This is a genomic window from Allorhodopirellula solitaria (genome assembly GCF_007859855.1).
Taxonomy (GTDB): domain Bacteria; phylum Planctomycetota; class Planctomycetia; order Pirellulales; family Pirellulaceae; genus Rhodopirellula; species Rhodopirellula solitaria.
Window position 1 is genome coordinate 659,756 of record NZ_SJPK01000001.1, and the last position, 21,968, is coordinate 681,723.

The window sequence follows — 21,968 nt, forward strand, 5'->3', positions numbered from 1 at the left end:
GACAGAAATTGATCGTGCGTTGCTCAATCGTCTTGGCTGATGATAGCTCATGACAACGCCCCAACGGGGCTGTCCTATGACAGCCCCAGGCAACGCCTGGGGTTTCAGACGCCACCACCGGGCGGAAGCCCCAACGGGGCGGCCCTATTTGCTGATGCGTCAGCTACAAGCTCCAAATGCACTTCGCTCATAGGAAGCCAATAATCGTTTTTGTGGTGAGTGTCGTTTGAACGGACGAGGTTGAGACTGATTTGCAACTTCTTCAGCGCCGTTTCAAATTGGCTTTTGGTACAGGCAAGACGGTTCATCGCTCGTTTGCGAAGCTCGCCCGTGTAGCCCTGTTCCAACCGAACCATCTCAAAGATTTGTTGCTCAAGTTGCCCCAACTGCTCGGCCGGTTTGTGGAACTGCGGGTAGTGTTCCTCACGAAAGTGCTGCATCTCCATCAGCACTGCGTCGCCGCCTCTGACTTTGCCATAGAAGACTTCGTCGGGATAGGTCTGAGGGAGACGGGTTTTCCAATCCCAAACCGCAGTGACCTTGGGACTCCATCCACCCGCTTTGGGTTTCGCTTCAGACAACGCAGTGCCGTCCCACAACGATGGGTAAGGCGATCCTTTGCTCCCGAAGACCGTGCAGACTTTCTGTTCCAGCACGAATTGGTAAGCATCATCAAAAGTTTTGATTTGTCTCAATCGAAAACTCCAAAGGAAAGCGGTAGACTGATGCCTCCACAAGCGGCCCGACATCAGGAGAAACGCATGACATGGTTCACCAAGCTTACCGGAATCGACGAAGAATCACCCGATCAGGTTCGCCGAATGTTGTCCGTCGAGGGGGAGCATTTGATCTGCGCGGGCGGGACACGCATCGCTTTCGGAAAACTTGAGACACCGAAACTTTCCAACCTCAGACAATCCGTCGCGGATCTCAATCTCCAACCAAAACGCTCAACGATCTATCGGAACTACTTTGCCCCCGTCAATGACTCGATCGGTCAAAGCGAAATCAACCAAATCGACTGCTCCTCTGATCTAGGAAACCGACTCGGCAACGATGGCGGTGAGCTCTGGACGATGCGAAACGGCTATCTCTTCCCGTCCGACGATGGTCTCGGGCAGATTGAGGCGAAGCTGCAGAACTCGAGTGAAGACGAGCGGAACGATCTTCGCGGCCAACTGCGAATCGGCTTGCAGTGGCAAGCCGACGTGACGCTATCCGGGGCCAGCCACCGGGTCAGCCAAGCGTACTGTTCGGCACTGCCAGTCGCCTACGGCCGCCAGCCAACCGATCAATGGACCGACTTTGCCAAACTGATCCTCGACGCGGCTTACGAAGCGACCTTCGGCGCCGCGGTTCTCAACGCGGCCCGAAGCGGCAACCCCACGCTCTACCTCACCCTGCTTGGCGGCGGAGTCTTTGGCAACCGCGACAATTGGATCACCGCCGCCATCGAACGCGCGTTCAATCTGCACCGCAAACACGGCCTCGACGTCAGAATCGTCTCGCACGGCCGATCCCAACCGGCAGTGACCGACTTGATCCATCGGATCAGCCAGTCTGAATCACGGCCGTAAAGTACGCTCATCCAACTGACTCGCACATCAGCACGATGGACGAGCGTTTTTCCAGGCGGTAAATCGAAATGGCTCAGTTTGTTCAGCGACCGCGATGCTTCCTCGGTAGGCCAGCATCCTCGCAGTCCCCACTCACAATGGCATGGACCGAAGCTATCGACACCTGCGGCCGAAGTACCCCTCCGTCCGATGAGCTTTTATTTCTGGGATGAAACCAGCGCCGTGGCGTCCTTGTGATAGCGGTTGCCTTTTTGAAATCCCAAGCACGAGAGAAATAGCGGAAGTGACCCCCCAACGGCTCTGCGAGATCTGGGACGACCACCACGCCCGATTGCTGCTGATCACACGTTCGATCGCGGGCGGGGTGACAATTCCTATCCTCGAAGATGCCGTCCAGGATGCGTTCATCGAACTGGCCAAACGGGCGGTCGAGCCGGACGATGTGCTGGGTTGGCTCGCCCGGGTCGCTCGCAACCGCATGCTTGACAGTATGCGATCGGAGTCACGACGCCAACAACGCGAAATCGCTCACGGAGAACAGTGTTGGTTTACCCCGCCTGTGGCTCCGCCGAATTTGGATCACCCACCACCGCTGGAACCCGAACAGTTGTCTCGCGCCATTAAGTCACTCCCCGACCTGCCACGCCAAGTACTGACCATGCACGTTTGGGGTGAAATGACGTTTGAATCTATTGCTGAGGTGCTGGGACTCTCTCGCAGTTCCGCCCACCGGCATTACCACCGAGCACTCGACACTCTCCGAAACCAATTTCAAGAGGATTCCCATGTCGCGCGATGAAACCGAATTGGCCGATTTGGTCAACAGCCTCCGCCGATGCAAACCTGTTGTGGGTGGATCGGATCCACGGAGAGCGTTTTACGAAATGGGATTCGCGGCGGCTTCGGCGCGACAGATACGGTCCACTTCGCCACCGCACCGAACACTCCGGAGGTTTGCTACAGCGGCGTCTGTCGCGGCGTGTTTGTTCATCGCGTTTGTGGCGGGATACTCATCCGCCCCGTCATCACCAGCCTCACCGCCCGCCTCACACTTCGCCCAATCGCAGGATCGTCATAGCGTCCAGGCCCCGCTCGGCTCGGCACCTGCGGAGCAAGCGATGGAAGATGCCTTGAATGAAAACGTGCTCGCGTCCGCGTCGGCCTCATCGCTGGCGTCCCGCCGACTGCACAGCGAGATGTTTTTCATCGAGTCGCAGTCCCCCATGCGGGAGCACCTTTCCATTAACGCATATGGCGCGTCTGTTTCTAGAACGCCTGGCTCGCCCCTATCCACTCAGACCGGTGGCATCGACGATCACAACACACTTGTCTCGAAGCTAACCCGTTTGGACTATCTCACCTGGGAGGACTCCTTATGAATCGACTCATGATCCGAATCGCCAGCATGTTGCTGGTGACCACCAGCGGCGCGAGCGTGTGGGCTCAATCGAAGGGGACCGCTGCAGCCAATGGCGATAAGACCTCCGACATGTCGGAGGTCATTTCGCTGCGTCTGTCGCCTGCGGACGAACCCGCCGACGCATTGCGATATCAGTTTTGGCCGCCGCTGGACCAACAACAGCCCACCAATGCAATGCCATTTTTCTCCCGCGCGGTTTTGATGGCGACGACGACGCGGATCGGAAATAGCGAACATCAGTTGACCCACGATCGCCACCGTCGATGGTTCGAATCACCCTGGCAACCAGAATACGAAGGTGAACTCCGCGAATTCCTGAAGCCGTACAGGAACTCGCTCGCCGAACTCGATCGTGCCACCGATCGGATGCAGATTGATTACCCGATCGTGGATTCCACCATGGCGCTTGACAAAATGTACGAGACCTTACTGCCGGAGGTCCAAGAGACCCGCTCTCTCGCCCGACTGCTGCGACTTCGCGCCAAGCTGGAGATGCACGCGGAGCGTTGGGACGATTTCACTCGTACCGTGCAAACCCTGTTTCGTTTGTCGGAAATGGCTGGTCACGCCGGTGAGTATCTCGTCAGCAGACTGGTTGGCCTCGCCATCGCCAACATGACGCTACAGACAATCGAAGAGGCGTCGTCGCTGAAAGGATGCCCGAATTTTTATTGGGCGTTGGCGTCGGTGCCGAGTGAGTTTCTATCCGTCCGCGACGCGCTGGATCAAGAGATCCTATCGGTGAACAAACTCGCTCGTGGGCTCCAAACGAATCCCGACACACCAATCGGCGCAGTGGCAGCTCGCGCCCAACTTCGAGAAATCATCCAAACCGTTGGCAAACTTAAGGTGCTCGCCGACGGTCGCAGTGACGACGAGTCTCCATCCCTAGTGCAGCTTCAAGCCGGGCTCGTGGTTGTTTCTTTGGCGGATGAGTCGCGGCACTTCCTACAAACTGAAACTCGCTGGCGAGATTGTGCTCAGCAGCTTTCTGACAGCGAATGTGTGCTGCGTGCCTTCGCCATCGAAATCGATCGGACGACCGCAAACGTGTTGAAATGGGCCTGGCTGCCCGACTCCATCCGCTTGCAGTACGCCCACTCCAGCAGTGACTCGCTGCGTCGTCTCGGCAAGTCGACTTCTGGCGAAATCAATCCGGCGAGTTGCGTGATCAGCCTGGTTCTGCCCGCGACGTCCGCAGCCTGCCATACCGAATACCGCTGGAAACAAGCATTGGCAACTCAAGCGACTTTGCAAGCGATCCGTGACTACGCTGCCGAGCACCAGCGGTTGCCTGAATCGCTCAACAAACTCGACCTGCCCGCTTGGCCGGATGCGATCACCGGGCATCCCTTTCTCTACCATCAAAGTGCGCCACACACCGCGACGCTGACCCGCAGGGAACGCTATTCAGGTGATGACATAGCCACTTTTTCTTTAGAACTTACGGAGTAGATTTATGTTCCGATTGACCTTCCTGATCGCGGCGTTACTCGTGCCGATTCCACTGGCCGGGGCTCAAGACTCCAACTCGACTCCGCCGCCCGCGTTCGACGAGTCAACGGTCGCGGCCCTCGAAATCAACCTGACGGAGATCGATGTTGCGGGTCTGCGAGCAGCCGCGCGTCCGTATTTCAAGAGTGTCTCCGATGAAGAGATGGGGTCGCTGTTTGCTCACTTGAAGGTTGAGATCCAGCGACTGCGGGAAACTGGCACCGATCGGCTCGTTCTGTCGTGGCAAACCAATGATCTACTCGGCGGCACGCCTCTCGTTCAAGCGCCGACGACCAACTCAGAGGAATTGCGTCGGGTGCTTTCCACTTGGTTTCATAGGATGTTTGGAAATGACACGTCTCGAATCTCTGTCTCATTGGGCTGGGCATCGCTCGGTAGCGAAACGGAGCTGGATAGGATCACCGGGCAGGATCGGAAAACGACCCAGCGGTTTGCTTCAGCAATGGCTGATCGCAAGCTCGATCATCAACTGATCGTGAGCTTACCGCCACAATCCCGCGAGGACTTGATCACGCTGTGGCCGGACCAGTGGCCGCCTGGCTCGATCGATTTCGACGTCTCACCGCGTCAGCTCGTCCGTGACATCACGATCGTTGATGCGCAGTGGTCGCTACCTCCCAAGGCTGCGATGAGCATGACCTTGCAGACCACGAGCACTAAAACCGCCAAGCGGCTCGCCGAGCAGATAAAATCTTTTATCACGCTTCATGAACGCTGGAGCGCGGCGATCCGCGTGAGCACACTCGACAGCACCGTGACGCTCGACTCGGCCCCGCCGCCCAACGCCAGTGCCTTCACACTGCTGATCGAGGAATTGTCCACTATCGTTCGGCGGCAACGTGAACGGGCACAAGAACTCCAGACCATGAACGATTTGAAACAGATCGGTTTGGCCATGCACAACTACTACGACGCGTTTGACCACTTCCCGCCACCAGCGATAGAGAACGCTGATGGGGACACATTGTTCAGTTGGCGGGTGGCGTTGCTTCCGTTTTTGGAGCAAGAGGCACTCTATCGAGCCTTCGATAAAACACAGGCATGGGACTCGGCAGCCAACCGACAAATCACCGACACCATCGTGCCGGTGTTCAGATCCCCAGGCGTTGAAGGTAGCAAGACGGCAATCCGCTTGCCCGCGATTACCGGGTCGATGTGGGACGGTACCCGGGAGTCGCTCCAGTTTCGCGACATCACCGATGGAACCAGCAACACGATCGCTGCCGCCATCGCTCCCCTCGATGAAGCCGTTGCGTGGTCCAAACCGGAGGTGTGGAGGCTGGACGAAAACGATTTAATGGGCAGTTTTTTCGGCGATCGTGAAGAGATTCTTGTGTTGATATTCGACGGTTCCGTGAACCGGCTCAAGAAGTCTGACATGACCGAGAAGAACCTCCGCGCCCTGCTGACCATTGCTGGCCGCGACGTCGCGGAGTGGTGAGCTACGCCCCATCACTGTTTGATGATTCTTCGCTTTCTCCAACCGGGGAAGCAGCGGAACTGCCCGTGTGTTCATAGGGAATGGCAATTCAATTCGGAGACGCGGCATAAAGCTGGACAGACTTGGTGAGCGGCACGCTGTCTTCCCTAACTCAGAAGCATTCGCTCCTTTGCTCTTGCCCCGTCCAAAATGTGCTGATGCAACAGATATCCAAAACCTGCATTTTCCAGTCGCAGGATCAGGTCATTCTTGCGGCACCCAAGCGAATCAGCACATTGTGCCAAGTTCCAATCGTGTCCTGCGAGCTGGCTCAACAAGTATGCTCGGCGCGTTTGAGCCGATGACAGTCGGTACGTTTTCAAGTATTGCAACGTGCCATCATCGGCATAGATCGCTTCGCCAAGGTGATTCTCCGCCGTCGGATCAAGGTCGCTGATAAAACGCTCAAGACGGAATGGCTTGAATCGATAAATACGCTCGCTGTGGTAGGGACGATCGAACAACGCCGGCGACATCATCTCATTCATCTCGGCCCACCGGCTTCGCAAGCAATCCACCTCGCGACGAAGATCCGCTAGGCTGTTGATCGACTCGACCTCGATCGGATCAGGTAGAACCACGTTCTCGGTGCCGTAGAAACCATGCTGCCAGATCAGCTCACCGTAGAAGTCAGCAATCAAGGTACGGTGCAGGTTGGTGTAGTCGTCCGGATGAGGCACGACAAACGCGGATGCCAGCGTCTCAGCAACAAACACTATCATGCCGACTTGATTGTCATGAACTTCAAACAATCGAAGCGCATCATCGAGGCCTGCGATCTGCTCGCCCGGCGCAACGACTTCGCTTCGAGGAGACAAGCCGGAACGCATCACAGAGTGAGAGTACTCGGTCCACGCAATATCAGGACCACCAAAATGTAACGCGAGCAATCCTTCCATGGCCACGTGCAAAGGTAGAAAACGAAGTTGGGTCTTGCCTTCGCGTCGAACCATCTTTCGCAATCCGCGAGCAGTAACAAATTGACCGTACGACTTGCCGTCCTTCTTCTTCGTTGCCCGCGCCAGTTGCGATCCAAAAACTGCTCCGCCATCGGTCGTCCAGTTTGCCACCAGCCCGTGCGGTACGTAGCTGGCGTAGATTGTCTTCGGATCGACTTCGACGAATGCGAAATCTTCGGGATAGACACGTCGCGACAAGCGTAAGTCGTCGCGGTTGTCAGTGCGAATCAGCGGCACCAATCGAACGCTGCCGAACACTTGCGGCGGTGCCAGCGTCAGCCCGCTCAATGGTAGGCCGCTCATCACTCGCTTGAGATCAGTCATGGTGATTTCCGATAAAACGAGCAGCCAAATTCCCAAGGTAGGTCTCGAGTTCCGCCTGGGACGCTTCCCCAGCTGCGAACTTGGCGAAGCCCATCGAGGCACCCAGGTCTTCGGCGTCGCGGAGGCCGATCGTGGTCAGCGAGCGACCGAGCGGTTTGGGCGAAAAATGATCGGGATCGAACACAGGATTGGCGTGAATGAAAGCGATTGCGTGGGATCGTGCGAGCCGTTGCTGATAGACGCGAATGATTTGATCCGTTGCATCGACGGGTGCGTTCTCGTACCCATCGGAAATGATGACGATGTTCTCGGGTTGCCACTCGATGGCGGCCAGCAGCGGGGAGGCCAAATCGGTCTGTCCACCCGCTTCGATCAGAAAGACGTGGTCACTGCCCGACGCTGAATTCGGCTGTTCAACACGTGATGGCGTCCAAAACGTCCGCAAGGCATCCGTACTCGCAGCTAGCAAATAGTGGACAGCGACTGCGACAGCCAAAGGACGCCGACGCCTTTCTCGCGTTCCCCAGGTCGATTGGCTGCGATCGAGAACAGCAGCAACCTTCCCAAGTTGAACTGGGCGCTTTCGCGAGGCTCTCGCCGCCGAAACGCGAAGCGAATCGTGTAACTCGACTGCCCGGCACTGGCGTTCCTCCAGCGACAGCCCCATCACATAGATCGCCAACTTCGTCAGCGGAGTCCGAGTCATATCGACGCTGGGCGGGTCAATGCCGAGTCTCCCGGCAGTCGATTGGGTCCGTTGCTTCTCAGTATGTGTCATCTGCGGTTGGATCTTCCGCATGAACTCCGACCGAGGAATTTCATGCCTCGCCGAAAACCCTTCCGCTACCGAGTAGGGCAACTCATAGACCGCCTGTTTGGAATAGTGTGCACGCAAGAACGAATCAAACAGAGGCGATTGAAACCGCTTCTGTGACTTCAGTGCGAATAGAAACTGCCCCTGTTCCTCGTCGAGTTTCAGATGAGCATGGCGCGCCGCGACGCGAATTTTCGTCCGATACTTCACCGCATCGAATACTGGATTGGCTCGCGATTTCATGTAGTCGCGAACAACCGCGCGGCTACGACGATTGTTGATTTTCATGGTTCGCAATCGGTTGAACAACGCGAACACACGATTGGCAGGAAGGCTGCGCAGCGTCTCCGAGATCAGTCTGCCTTCCTCGCCCCGATCATTCTCGTCATTCGGTGCTCCGGCCTCGAGAAGCTTCATGACGATCCGTGCTCGATTGAAATCATTGACCCCGGCGGCCAGAACGCGGCGATAGACCGCGCGGTAGTTCGCCAGCACGTAGCTATGTAGAAAGTCAATTGACACGCGACCGCGATCGCGACCGGAGTAGTATTCGGTCTGACCAGTCGCCGCGAAGCACGCGTTGATGAACATGACGAGATCTTCCCGTTCGCTCGCCTCTTTCTGAGCCGCGTAGAATTCGTCTCGGATCTGAGATGCGCTCTTCACAGCTGACTTTCGTGGCTCCCAAAAAATGGTTCGCCCGGGGAATAGGATAGGACAACGAGCTCTTCAGCTTCAGAGGCTAATGCGGAAGTTGCCCCAAAGTCCCACGGACGAACCGTATGCAGTATAAGCACATCGGGAGAAATGATTCCACACAATTCTTGTGAGCCGACCTGCTTAGCATTGGGCGTCCCTGCACACGAAGAGCCGCACGCCCGGTCAAAGGTTCAGGGTGAATTCAGCTGAGATCGCTGCGTACTGACCCCAATGCGTTCCTGATGTGCTTAAAGGGAATCACTTCAGTTCATTCTCCCCGAGCACTCCAGCGGGCAGTGCTGTATTGTCGACCGACGGCTCCGCCCGTCGCGAGCACCAACCGATGCGCGCTTCGCACGAGGTCCTTCACAACCAGCATCTCTGTTTCCTCGAACAATCGCGACCATGTCTTCGCCCTTCATCTTTCTTCCAAACTTCTGTCTATCCTTGACACTCGAATCCGTCTATCGGTCGATCTCGAAGTCGTCCATCGCACGACCATGAGACAATGGATTCGCTCACGACGGATTCATGAACACCGGCCACGATTAGTGATGCTGGATGGGTGCATTAGCTCGTTTGAAATGTAACGGGCATACTTTCCGGAGTGGATACCATCGGCATAGTGCAGCGCGCACCCTTGTCATTCTCGGTTCCCGATAGCCGGTTTCTAGCAACGACGATACGCAAGTTCCGCTAGTCCGTTGTCAGCAGTTCACGGGCGCGGCGGCGGAGGTGATAGTGACGATGCGTTCTATGGTACCGCATCGACTCAACACACGCGGGACGCCTCGCCACACTGCAGAACAAACTCTCGAAGTCACTGATTCGAGAGAATTGAAAACGCCAGCAGATCGACGCTGGAAAGGCTGTAAGCAACACACGATGAATATGTCTCGGTTTTTGTAGTGGACGAGGCGACGAGCTGTTGATTACCCACAAGTTGGCTCCCCCGTGTGCTTGTCACACGGGGGAGCGAATTGGTGGGTAACTGACTAACTGGATCAATCAGAGTCCCCATCTGCCTTCGGCACGAAGCTCTGCCTCTCAGCGAACACGTCTCTTCTGCGGTTTTCCGAAGCGATGAGGGGGGCCATTTACCGGCACGGGGGTGACGGACATCTTCGCGTCGAGTTCGCCTTTGGGAGAGAACACCACCCAGCCGCCGGGCGGCGAATTGACTTCATAGATGCCGTCGCCGGCCTCTTTCACAGTCACGTTCTTGGAACTCGTCCACTCTACGGCAGCTAAGCTCGGATCCACCTCCACGCTGCCTCCGACAGTGGCCTCAATGAACACCCATTTTGTTTCACCCTGTTCGCGGCGGGCGCTCACGAGAAATGCGCCCTCCCCACGAAGCTGGTGAAATTGAATACCAGGCCACGCTGATGGCGCCCCAGGAAAGATACGCAGTCGGCCGCCCCAACTCTGCAGCAGCATTTCTTGCATGGCGGTGGCCCCGTGCAGAGGTGTTTCAATAACCGGCAGCGAGCCCGCTTCGGAATAGAACGTGTTCGCATGCAGAAAGGGCTTCAACCGATTGAGAAACTCGAGGGCCTGATCGCCATCGCCCAGCAGCGCTGCCATGCAGGCGCCACCGGTGGCGGAGTAACCGGCCAGCCCCGCTTTGAAGGAATGCCAGTGGTTCAGACTGATGGTGATCATCTCGCGGTCCTCAGGCGTTTCGGGAGTGAGGCTGCGCAGTGGGTAGATCGCCAGCAAATGCGACCAATGACGGTGCGGACCGGAAAGGGCGACATCGCGCCCAATCATACGCCCCGTCTCATTGGTGTAACTCGGCACGAGTTTTCGCTGGATCTTTGTCCATGACGCGATCAGGGGTTGGTCTTGCTCGGAGAGCCCTTTTTCCGCTGCCAATTCCAGCAATCGGCCGCTGCCCCAACGCAATAGATCGAGGTCGTAGGTGCAGTCCTCGGCCAGCCTGTATTCAGGGCTGTAGGTTTGCGGCAGGTGCAATAGACCGTCGTCCTTTTCGACCAGAAAATGACGGTAGTAATTCACCGCCCGCAGGAGGAGCGGGTAGAGCACCTGGTCGCGCAGTTCGGTGTCCTGCCAGTAGCGATACTCCAGATCCACGTTGTGCAGTGCCCATAGCAAGTTTCCACACTCGCGACCGATCAATCGATCCATTGGCGGCCGGCCGGTGCCAGGCTGGCCAGCGTATCCCAAGAGATCCCAGCCCGACGTATTGCGACCGATCGCATAGGAATCGGCGCGATACTCCTGAGCGACATTGCGCGCGAGGTTGTCACGATGGATATCGAGTTGATGGCTTAACGCCGAGCCCATCGCCCGCCGGTTGGCCGTGGCGAATCCGCTATGCGAGAGCTGCGCGTTGAGGTTCCACCAAATCGCATTCCATGCCGTCGGTTGCAGCCATGGACCTTGGTTATCGAGAATCCAACCCTTGTCGCGGGTCGCCGATGCGATCTTGTACTGCTGGGCCCAATAAAACGCGTCCCAGAAGGGGTCGCCGGTCGAGACAAAGCTTTCCGGATAGTACTCATGCCACCAAGTTCGATGGGATTGCAACCAAGCGTCTTCGTCGGCAGCCACCGCGTTTCGGACGGCCTCGATTGCCTTGGCTGACGCCTCATCTCCGGGAAAACTGTGCTGCACACTCAACCATAGCCGCTGCTCACCGGCGACGTTGAGTTGTTTCCACGCAACAGCCGTCTGGCCGCCGGCCTGCAGATGGTGAACTGCCGTTTGTACCCCGTCGGCGAGTTCGGAGAGCACTGCAGGCGGGTTGGCGGGAACCCGCGGGGTCTTGGCGCGGATCGCACGAGGATTGGTTGCCTTCTCAGCGACATAGGAAAACGACATGCCCTGAAGATCCCCCTCCGCCTTGCATTGCAACCGCATCACTGGCTCTGTGGCATGCACCAGAGCAGACCAATCCGCACTGCCCGCCGCGGAATGAAGCGTCCCTGTCGCTTCGGCGTCCCACAACGCCAGTCGCGCCGTACCGCCGGCCAGGACCGCTGGAGACTTCATCTCCAAATGCCCGATGAAGTGCCGCCCGCGATTGAGCACCGTGACATTCTTTTCGGTGAGATCATCCTGTTCCAACGGGCGATGATCATGAGCGGCCGAGCACCCCACATCCCATCGCAACGTGCGCCGGTCGAGCTGATACATCATCGTGCCCAGCTCTCCGTTACCCAAAAACGGGGCCTCTTTCCAACCGCGTGGTAGCTGTTCCCAAATCATGTCATGTGCCGCGAGCATCTCAGCCCAGTCCACCTCGTCAATCACAGGGTTCGACTCCTGCTGCACCTCGAGTGTGGTGTCTGCCGTGACAGGGGTCTTAGGCGAAGCCAAATCATCGGCCCCGGCTCTCGAGAGCAAAGACACCGAGATGAACGCGAGTAGCAGAATGAGCAGTCGGTGAATCATCGTTCCAATGAACCTTTGGTTGAATGGGTACGTCTGGCGAAATCAATCTGCCGCAATGCCGGACTCAGCGGGAGTCTCGAGCGGTTAGGGAATGACTGCCTGAGCGGATTCATTGCCACTGAGAAAGTACCCCATGAGTTGGTTCTTGTTGCTCTTTACCAACCAAACTTGTCCGCTACGGCTCGTATAGGGTTTGAACCAGCCCGTCTCGAGAATCCCGTACGAGTGCCGGCTTTTGTCAGCGTCGACCCGCACAATTTCCACGGGCTGACCGCTTTTGTTGTGGAAGAAAATCTCCAACTCCGTGTCATTTGGAATCGCGGGGGGAAGCGACTCGATGTCCGTGTGCCACGTCAACGCCGGTAGCGTTCCCCCATCGGCAGGAACGAATTGGGCGAAATCATGCGGCGCACGGGCCCGCAGCGATGCCTTCTGAGCGGCGAACGCAGGGTCGTCGGCTAGATTGGTCCATTCGTATGGATCCATTTGGATGTCGTAAAGTTCTTCGTCCCCGTTATCGTAATGGATATACCGATATCGCTTGCCACTGATGCCGTAGTTATTCGGCCTTTGCAGGTGGGTGATGGCCACGTGAGGCCAGGCGGACTCCGGGTCTTTCAAAATCGGTACCAAACTGGGTTCTGTGGAACCTTCTTTCGGCGGCAGTCCAGCAATATCCGTCAGCGTCGAATAGAGGCTCGCCAAACTCACCGGCTGGTCACAGATTTGGCCGGCCGTCGTCCCCTGAGGAAGACCAGGGACTCCACGCGGGGCTTGGATAATCAGAGGAACTCGGCTGCACAATCGCCACGCGGTGTATTTCTGCCAGTGCTGTTTCTCACCGAGGTGCCATCCATGGTCACTCCATAACACCACGATGGTGTTGTCTGCATTGGGACCTTGTTCGAGCGCATCTAAAACGCGGCCGACCATGGCATCGGCGAACGCGATCGAAGCGAGGTACCCCTGAACGCCCCGCTTCCATTGGTCCTCTTGAAGAATGTGTTCGAAGTAGCGATTGGGGCCGCGTTTCCTTCCCGCGGGAGGTAGGTCGTCCAGGTCGTCCGCACGATATCCGGGCGGCAGTTGGATTTCCTCCAACGGGAACTGGTCGAAATACTTCTTCGGGACGAACCAGGGTTCGTGCGGCCGATAGATCCCGCAGGCAAGAAAAAAAGGCTTGTCGTGCTGCCTACGAAGCTGTTTGCCGATCCAGTCCGAGACCAACCAGTCACCGCCGAACTCTTCGTCGCTGACATCCAACGGCCCCCAATCGGTTTCGACATATTGCCAGCTGCCGCCACGCGGTAGACTAACCGGACGGTTCTCTGGATAGAGCGTCCGCGGGAACGGGTTCTCGGTCGATCGATCCGGAAAGTAATCGTCCCAGGAGTTTTGGTCGATAAAGTAATGCAGGATCTTGCCGGATCCTGCCGACCAATATCCATGCCGCGAAAAGTACCGCGGGATCAACTCCGCGTCAGGGAGGACCGTTCTCATGCGTTGTCGGTTGTCGTATAGCCCCGACCGATAGCACGGCATCCCCGTCATCACCGCTGTCCGTGACGGGTTGCATGAGGGCGACGAACAATGCGCGTTGCGGAACAGGACTCCACCGGCAGCCAACCGATCAATATTTGGGGTTTTCGCCTGGGGATGCCCGGCTAGACACCCGGTCCAGTCATTGAGATCGTCGATCGATAGGAACAACACGTTCGGCGGGGCGTCGTCGCTCGCCCCTATCGGAGCGTTAGCGACGAACGCGATCGAGATAGCGATCGACGCCAGCACGTCGCGTCGAGTGAACAGCAAGGACATGTACAGGTCGCTCCGGATGATGTCATGAGAAAGTGAAATCACCGACGCCTGAGACCGTCAATCGATATCACCGGATTCTGGCTCCGAATTCAGTTCTTCGTCAGAAATAACGAGCTCGGGATGCTCTTCCAGATATGCCTCCATCTCACTTTGATCAGTGGGCACAGTCGGCGTGTCCGAGCCGCACCCAGAAACAGCGAGGCAAGCGGTCAAAAACAATAGCGGCAGTGATTGAATGTTCATAACTTGTTCCTGCAATCGTAATCAAATCTGAAAAGGGAAGCGACGGTCGGTCAGGCGCGGATCGTTAAAAATCCTGCACGATTTCGCGTGACGCGCGAGTTCCCAACGCTCCCCACAGGCCGTACGGACTTCCAATCCCCGCCCGCGATTCGGGATCGGTATGCTGGGCGTGGATGCCCACTTGACCGCGTTCAGGGTTGCCAGCCTCGATGGAATCCGTGACAAATTTCACTGCTCCATCGCCCATCAACACATGCACGCCGCCCTGGTGCCGACTGCTCGGCGGGGCGACGACGATTGAATAGTAGAAGTTGTTTCCGCAGAGCTCAGCGTTGGGTGGCAAGATCGTCACCATTTGAGAATAGATCGGAAGCAGCGAAGCCCACTTCATACCGCGACGCTCTTCACCACTGCCCGTCAAGCGGTTCGGCGAAGGGTCTTGAGCCCAGAACTGGGGTCGCTGCGGATCAAGACTCTGACGGCAACCAAGATTGCCGCCCATGTTGAGAATGTTCATGGGAACATTATCGGCGAGGTGCGTCCGTGCATCGCGATCACCCAAGTCTGTCAGAATTTCGCCAGCGACGATTGTGTTGGACAATCCGTCAAGAATGTCGCGAAACTTAGAATCGAGTTGGACCACGAAGGCTCCACGCTGTGAGGCTTGAACGCGTGAGTTCATCGGAGGCGAACCACCGGTTTGAGTGGCCCCGGTGGCACGATTGAGTGCACCGCCGTACCCCGTATCACACGAGTCGCCCGTGCACATCGCATAGTTCGTCCGTCCGGTCGCAGGAAGCCCCGTGCCGGGATCGCTCGGGCAACGAAGCGTCGGAATGTTCGTCAGCCATGGATCGTAGTTGCCCCAATTCAAGTGAGCCGAAAGTGGCATCCCAGGCCAAGGCCCCATTGGGTTGTAGGTTCGAATCGTTCCGCTGCTATCAGTCGTTTGAAAGGGATTGCTGATCTGCTGCCATAACGCTTGCTGCTCAAAAAACGGAGTCAGCGCGACCAAGGCCGAGCGTTCCAGCCGGTTGTTACCCCGAGGACCACTTTCGTGCCGTCCGGCATGGGTGCCTTGCGTTCCACCGCCCTGCACCGGAAGCTGCTGGTAGGTGGCATGATAGTTGTGAATCGCCAAGCCAATCTGCTTGAAATTATTACTGCAACTCATCCGCCGGGCTGCTTCGCGGGCTGCCTGGACGGCAGGCAACAGCAGCCCAACCAAAACTCCAATAATCGCGATCACAACGAGTAGCTCTACCAACGTGAAGCCACGTTTGATTGATCTAACATTCATCTCAATGCCTCTCTAAATAAGTCAAAAGAAGTAGAATGAATCCTCACGACTCGCCAACTGCGGTCGGTGCCGTGCGCTCGTAGACTTTCTGCATAGAACTGACACGAGCATCTCCGGTTCGCAACAATTAGACGGTCCGTCTAATCACCAGATTCCTAAAGATCCATGCACAGCACCCCACCGGAGTGCCATGACAGGCATCTAGTTTAAATAGACAAATCCCTGTTCTAGGATGACGTTTTGCGTCGCCGCAGTAACGTTTTGCGTCCGATAGCATTTTGGGAGGGCATGGATCACCTTCAAAAAGGCAAATGCGACGACGGCGAATAAAACGCGTCTGGACGCCGAAATGGAGTCGGGGCGCCCTTACCGAGCAGCTAGTGGTTGCGACGGCACCACTTGAAAGATCCGCCACTGGCTGCGGGGGAGGACACTCTCAACGGGTGCCGCTGCAGCGCACATCACCGATTTTTTTCTGAAATTCTCAAATCGAGCGCGATTTTTCAGCGAAATCAAGATAATTCCAGGCAACGCCCCGTCCTTTGCCCACGAGCTGTTCGACGCCGAAGGCGTTAAGAATAATAGCCGGGTGGTTTGAGCGCAAGCGAACACCACCGGATGCGACGCGCCATTTAAGTGCTAACCCCGAATGGGGTTGAAAATCATCCCGTTCGGGGTACGCGTGGGTCATCGACAGGGCAACGCCTGCTTAACGATGCGGTGATCTCTCAGTGGTCACCACTCTCTGCCCGGATCCCCTGCTTCTTCAGGCGCTCCTTCCATCGCTCACGTGCCAACTTCTGCATGTCGACGGTTTCGTCCTGCTCGTCGACAATCTCCAACCCCAACAACGTTTCCAGCACGTCTTCGAGCGTGACGATTCCTTCGACGCCACCAAACTTATCCATCACGATCGCGATGTGGGCACGGGCATCGAGAAGCGCATCGAAAACGCTCGTGAGGCTATCGTCTTCATGAACAGCAAGGAGCTCACGGGAGAATGATTCCAGCGTCCGATCGAGATCACCTGCCGCAACCGCTGTGAGCAGATCGCTTCGCAGAGCAAATCCGGACACCGCGTCACGACGATTATGATAGAGCGGAATCCGAGAGACCGGCAGCGCCGAGACCTCATCGACCACGTCGGAAAGTGTGTTGGATTGCTCCATCGAGATGACGACCGTTGCTGGGGTCATGACATCTTCGACGGTAATCGACTCGAGCCGCAGCAGATTTTCGATAATGCGAGACTCGCTCTCCTTCAGCAGGCCCTCGTTTGTTCCCAGCTCCGCCACCGCCCTGATCTCGGCCCGGGTAACCAGTTTCTGTTTCTCGTTGCCGGCGAGCCAGCGTGTGAGAATCTCAGAGAGCCACACCAACGGGAACATCAGCACGATCAACCAACGCACAAATATCGCTACGACGCCAGCGAGTTTTCGCCAATGCAGTGCCCCGATCGTCTTGGGAATGATCTCACTGAGCACGAGTATCAGCAGCGTCAACACCGCACTGATGACACCAACGTACTTATCGCCGAACATATTGGCAGCTTGAGCCCCCACTCCTGCTGCACCGACCGTGTGGGCAATCGTATTGAGGCTCAGGATCGCCGCGAGCGGCCGATCGATATTCTCCTTCAACGCAATGATTCGCTGGGCCGATTGCGACTTATCCTTGCGGCGTTCGGCGATGTAACTCGGCGTGATCGATAGTAATACCGCTTCCGCAATGGAGCAGAGAAAGGAGAAACCAATGGCAATGGAAAGGTAAGTAAAAAGGAGAACATAATCCATATTGCTGTTCCAAAAAGGAGCGCGCTTGGTGTGGAGTCAGGCTTGAGCGCCGTCTACGTTGGCCACCACCGATCGGCGAGGGTGCTTGATCATATACGATCAAGCACTTGAGCAAAGTCCGGTTCGCAGCGAATGCGATGCTCACATCCGAACAGCATCAAAGTCGACATGCAATTGCGGAAACCGTCATCAGTTACCGAAGAGGTTGTCGAAGCGAAGCTTTTCCAATCCCTTATTGATCCCCTGTTCGAGTTGTTGCTGGCCGCGACCGAACTGCTGCTGCAGATAGTTGCCGGCTGCATCTTGAGCCGCCTTGACTCCGAAATCGGCCGCCACGCGGCGAATGCCGTCTGAATCGAGACTCGGTCGATTGAGCGTCCCGTCGATTGGCAACGTCAAGGTTTGCCCGGCGAGCCCACGCAGATCGCTGCCGAGCCATTTCGCGTCGAGTGGAATCTGGGCGATCAAGTCGAGGCGTCCGTCAAAATCAACTTGCCCGCTCGTCACCACGCGTGCGCGGTCGATATCGAGCAGCATGGCGCGATGTGTCACAGCGCCCTGGGAAACATGAAATTCGACGCTCTGCGCGGGCAGGGTAATCAGTGTCCGTCCCGTCTGCGGTGGCTGGGTGGTGTTCCCGAGCGCCGCCAAGGCCTGCAGCTGCCGCGCTCCTGCAATGACTTGATCGGCCAAGGGTCCGGCATTCATCTGCACGCGTTCAATATCCAATCGGCCCCGCACCTCGCTGCGCCGTGGATCGTCGATCCAGACCACCGCGTGCTCAATATCGGCGTGGAACGTACCCTCGACTCGGGCCGCGTCCGCAGCGATCGGTGCCATGTACTTCAGCCATTGGCTCGTCATCTCGGGGGTGAGCTGCACATCTCGAGCGATCGGCCCGGGGCGAAGCTCTACACACAACTCTGGGCGGTAATGCACATCGCCAGCAATCAGGATCTCGCCACTCGGCGAGGGAGAAGGCGTGTCCGTCAACGGCGGCACCTGGGGACCGATCATCGGCGTGGACAGTCGACTCGCTCCCAACACCGGAATACGACTCGGGGCGATCGACACGACATCCTCGGTCATCCGAAACGGAACTTCGCTGGGCCCGAAAAGCATGCCTGCAGTGTCCACGGTCTCCCATCCCAGCGTTCCCTGAATCGAAAAGGCGTACTCGTCGGGAGCGTGCTGAGCGTAGAGCAACTCCAGCTGCGTTTCGTGCAGTCCCTCGGCCTGAATCGGGACACCGCTCAGACGGCTGAGATGGCTCGCGACCTCGTCCATTTTGAAACGCGCCGGCCCACGCAGTTGCACGTCCGTGGCGGCATCCTGCCACGAAACAGCACCCGCCAAGGTGGCGGCGCACCAATCGCTGGAAATCTGCAGCGACTCGGTCGCAAGCTTTTGAGCCGGTGGCTGAAATTCAAACTGGCCCTCGATCTTCAACGCTGGCTCACTCCATATCAGCGAAGTTTGCGGAGGGTTCGCCCCCGCGACTCGCTCGTGAAGCTTCAAGTCACGGCCTGTGATCCGGGTTTGGCAGTGCAGCGTTTGCCGGTCACCGACAATGATCGTGTTCCCTGCGATCTTGCCTCCCACGCTCCATGGACCACTCGCCGTTGACAGGTTCTGAGTAAAACCAACGGTTTGTATGTGGCTGCCGGTCTCCCGGTTGCTGAGCGGATGCTCGTAGCCGGCGCCGTGGGCCGCATGATGTTCCTGCGGCTGACGAGCGATACGCTGCGTCGCTGTGGCTTGCAGGCGGTCGAGATCAACATCCCAAACGACGTCCAAATCGGTCATGTCATTGATCCACTGCCCCTTCACCGCTGCGGAGATCGCATCCCCGTTGATCGAAAGCGCACGAATCGTCAACTCCTGGCGAGGCCAAAGAGCTTTCCCCTGGAACTCAACCTTGACAACATCTTGACTGATCAACTGATCATCGAGCGGAACTTGCAGCCCCCGGAGCTGGCCTTCCATGCTCTGCAGGAGCACGTCGCCCGCCCCATTGATTTGGACGCTCGCCGAGGTATCAAAACCGCCTTGAATGTCGGCTGGCAGATCTGGAACCCATGGATGGAGCATCTCGTGGATCGATTCGACTCGTCCCTCGGCGTGAATCTGCAGCGGCAGCATCCGCTCACGGTTGGGTGCCTGCACGGCCTGCACCAATTGGACATCGGTCTGAACCCCATCGGATTGAACTCGCAGACTTCCGCGTGAGAGTTCATCGAGCGACCAGCTCCCGGCCGAGCTGGACCAGCGCCCCTCGATATCGAGCGTGGAGGTGAGTTGTGACTGTCGCAATCGGCGGTCGGCATCGAATTGAACCATCAAGTGATCGATGCGACTGTTCCCCCGCAACCTCCACAGACCGCCGGGCTCGGCGTCCCACCGCACTGTTGTCGTGACGTCACCCTGCAAGTCCTGTTGGTCAAGTTCGAACAGAGGTTGCAGCATCTGCACGAGTTTCCCGAAATCGACATTCAGCTCCGCGGCACCTGACGCGAGACTGCCCTGACCATCAACCCGAGCAAATGGACTATTGAGTTCAAAGCGTTCCGCCGCGAGAGTGGCCGCGTCGCTAGCGACAATCGCGGTCGCGTCCATGGGTGCAATCGCAACCGCTTTGCCCTGCGCGGTTGCTTCGATCGTGTCGGTATGGATCACCAAGCGACGCCGTCTCGACCGAGCCTGGCCGGCAGCAACATCGTGGTCGGGCAGCGGCTCGATCGTCGCATGGATCGTCCCCCGGTGCAACGTCGCGCTGCGACGAAGCGGCAGCACGCTGGGCATCGCCGCTTGCAGTCGTGGCAGGTCAATTGCCACATCCGCTGTCGCGTCCACTTGATCGAGCCACGCCAGCGGATTTGATCCAGCACCGGCGAGCGAGATTGAATCGGAGAAGGTCCCATTGATCGACACAGTCGCGAAGTCTGTTTTCGCCGAGACGTGCCGGGCCACGATGCGGCCAGGCTGCCAGGTCCACTCGCCATCGAGCAATGTCAGCTCGTTGCTCCACAACCGTGTCTCGGTCGCCGGATCATAGGCAGCCAATCCGCGCAGCTCAATTTGATGCAGCGATACGCGAGGGTACCCCGACGGAGGCAGGTCCACGAACGCACTGCCGGTCAAATCTCCCGTGATCTCAGCAGGCAATTTACTGTCGGGCAACCGCCGCGCAACCAGACTGAGGACAGAGAGCGGCAGAGAATCGGCTTCCATCTGCAACGACGTTGCCGCGTTTTCACCCGGCGTCCCGCTCACAACGGCCTCACCTTGGAGTGAGCCCTCTCCTCCGCCCGGTTGGCTGAGCACTCCCTGCCACGTTGTGGTCCAAGCTTCGGCATCGATCTCGATCGACGCGTTGGACTGCTTGAGAGACCACGTGGATACTGTGGCGAGGTCGGTCACGTCCACTCGCAAACCCTGGATTTGAAGCGAGCCTTCCGGCTGGATCTCTTGCGGTGGATCCGATGGTTCTAGCAGGTCGGTGAGGTCTCTCTCGATGGTGCTGCTGCCGCTCTCGACGCCACAGGTCACCTGGACGTCACGCAGAAAGATCTCGCCGAAGCGGCCGCGGGCAAGCTGGCTGGATAGCAAACCGGGCAGTGTCAGCGTCGTCTGCACTTCGCCCACCGCGATCGTCGAGCCAGCCCGCTCTCCCGTCAATTCAAGGTTGGTGAGATGAAGGGCCGTCACCCAGCCGAGTTGGACTCGTTCGACTTCTGCAACCCAGCCGTATTGTGCCAAGTTTTCGGCGATGAGCGAGCGGCCGATCGGCGAATGGCTCACCAAACTCGGTGCTGCCGCGATCAGCAGCACGACGAACATTGCCGCGCACAGGGCAATCTTTTTGCGACGTCGAGACCGGTCGGCGCGGCGGTGCGTGGTCTGCTCGGTTTGCCTACGCGTGCGAACCTGGAGATCGTATCTGCTAACCGCTCTGCGTCGCATCCGTGCGTCTCGCTGAAAAGGGAGTGGCGAATCTCTACGCAGTGACCATGTGCGAACACGGGCCGCGTTTTGGGGAGGGACACCGCCACTTCGCAAAAGCTTTCCACTTCAAGTAACGCCGTCCCGTTAGGGTCACTTATAGCGAGACGCGATGGTCCAGCGCAAGAGAGGATGCTCAGTTTCGAGAGCGCGTTTCGAGAGCGCATAAAAAAAGCTCCCGGAAAGTACGAGGTCCTAGGGGGGCGGAGGACAACGCGCTTCTGTTCCGGGAGCCGGTGGTCGCTTCTGAATGGTTGCTAACGATGCAATCGATTGCCAGCCTAGGCCGGAGCGTATCGCTGCAGTTGCGGAGTGCCTCAGAGGGCTTCCCTGAGGATCTCGATTATCGCTGAAAGCCTCGCGGGTTGCAAGTCGCTGATACCGCGATGCAAAAATGTTCGAGTGAGTGCATCGCATCCATGCTAGCACCGCTCGAACTACCTGAACACAGTGAAACTCGATGATGAGATGGTGCCATCCGTGACCCCATGCTCTTCACTCTCTTCGCAGCCATGCCAGCAATCATGCCAACGTGACCCATGCGAAAAACGTTCCTTTCTATGAACATCTTCTGCCGCGAGCGACTTGCCGAAACAACCCGCTT

Annotated in this window: 14 protein-coding genes; 5 read left to right on the plus strand and 9 right to left on the minus strand. The window is 57.6% G+C overall.

From position 1 onward, the window contains the following. Window positions 1–104 precede the first annotated feature (104 nt). On the minus strand, window positions 105–695 hold the full coding sequence (locus tag CA85_RS02540) for an AlkZ-related protein (RefSeq protein WP_246112426.1): 591 nt from the start codon (window positions 693–695) through the stop codon (window positions 105–107). 30 nt (window positions 696–725) lie between these two features. Here CA85_RS02540 and CA85_RS02545 point away from each other — a divergent pair, with 30 nt between their 5' ends. From CA85_RS02545 to CA85_RS02565, 5 genes are all read left to right on the plus strand, one after another. Continuing rightward, entirely contained in the window at window positions 726–1,577 is an 852-nt protein-coding gene (locus CA85_RS02545) for a hypothetical protein (protein ID WP_246112427.1), read from the plus strand. A 283-nt stretch (window positions 1,578–1,860) separates the two neighbouring features. Next, complete coding sequence (locus CA85_RS02550) at window positions 1,861–2,376, plus strand: RNA polymerase sigma factor (RefSeq protein ID WP_186774694.1); 516 nt, start codon at window positions 1,861–1,863, stop codon at window positions 2,374–2,376. After that, the gene (locus CA85_RS02555; RefSeq protein ID WP_146389699.1) at window positions 2,363–2,956 is read left to right on the plus strand and encodes a hypothetical protein; all 594 of its coding nucleotides are present in this window, start codon (window positions 2,363–2,365) and stop codon (window positions 2,954–2,956) included. The genes CA85_RS02550 and CA85_RS02555 overlap by 14 nt, the downstream gene beginning before the upstream one ends. Before the next feature lie 8 nt (window positions 2,957–2,964). Then, window positions 2,965–4,452: a hypothetical protein gene (locus tag CA85_RS02560; protein ID WP_186774695.1), complete on the plus strand. Its 1,488-nt coding sequence runs from the start codon at window positions 2,965–2,967 to the stop codon at window positions 4,450–4,452. Window positions 4,453–4,456: 4 nt separating this feature from the next. Beyond that, entirely contained in the window at window positions 4,457–5,953 is a 1,497-nt protein-coding gene (locus CA85_RS02565; RefSeq protein WP_146389701.1) for a DUF1559 family PulG-like putative transporter, read from the plus strand. Window positions 5,954–6,099: 146 nt separating this feature from the next. Here the strand turns inward: CA85_RS02565 and CA85_RS02570 are convergent, their stop codons facing one another. From CA85_RS02570 to CA85_RS02610, 8 genes are all read right to left on the minus strand, one after another. Next, entirely contained in the window at window positions 6,100–7,275 is a 1,176-nt protein-coding gene (locus CA85_RS02570; protein ID WP_146389702.1) for an ARPP-2 domain-containing protein, read from the minus strand. Further along, on the minus strand, window positions 7,268–8,755 hold the full coding sequence (locus tag CA85_RS02575; protein ID WP_222435387.1) for a vWA domain-containing protein: 1,488 nt from the start codon (window positions 8,753–8,755) through the stop codon (window positions 7,268–7,270). Before CA85_RS02575 ends, CA85_RS02570 begins: the two co-directional genes overlap by 8 nt. Before the next feature lie 1,080 nt (window positions 8,756–9,835). Beyond that, the gene (locus tag CA85_RS02585) at window positions 9,836–12,208 is read right to left on the minus strand and encodes a glycosyl hydrolase family 95 catalytic domain-containing protein (protein WP_146389704.1); all 2,373 of its coding nucleotides are present in this window, start codon (window positions 12,206–12,208) and stop codon (window positions 9,836–9,838) included. A gap of 84 nt (window positions 12,209–12,292) precedes the next feature. Continuing rightward, window positions 12,293–14,068: a sulfatase-like hydrolase/transferase gene (locus tag CA85_RS02590; protein ID WP_246112428.1), complete on the minus strand. Its 1,776-nt coding sequence runs from the start codon at window positions 14,066–14,068 to the stop codon at window positions 12,293–12,295. A gap of 15 nt (window positions 14,069–14,083) precedes the next feature. Then, a complete protein-coding gene (locus CA85_RS02595) occupies window positions 14,084–14,269 on the minus strand; it encodes a hypothetical protein (protein WP_146389705.1) in 186 nt (61 codons plus the stop codon). Window positions 14,270–14,333: 64 nt separating this feature from the next. After that, window positions 14,334–15,569: a DUF1559 domain-containing protein gene (locus CA85_RS02600; RefSeq protein WP_146389706.1), complete on the minus strand. Its 1,236-nt coding sequence runs from the start codon at window positions 15,567–15,569 to the stop codon at window positions 14,334–14,336. 728 nt (window positions 15,570–16,297) lie between these two features. Then, on the minus strand, window positions 16,298–17,362 hold the full coding sequence (locus CA85_RS02605) for a CNNM domain-containing protein (RefSeq protein WP_146389707.1): 1,065 nt from the start codon (window positions 17,360–17,362) through the stop codon (window positions 16,298–16,300). Between the two features lie 189 nt (window positions 17,363–17,551). Beyond that, entirely contained in the window at window positions 17,552–21,325 is a 3,774-nt protein-coding gene (locus tag CA85_RS02610) for a translocation/assembly module TamB domain-containing protein (protein WP_146389708.1), read from the minus strand. Between the last annotated feature and the right edge of the window lie 643 nt (window positions 21,326–21,968).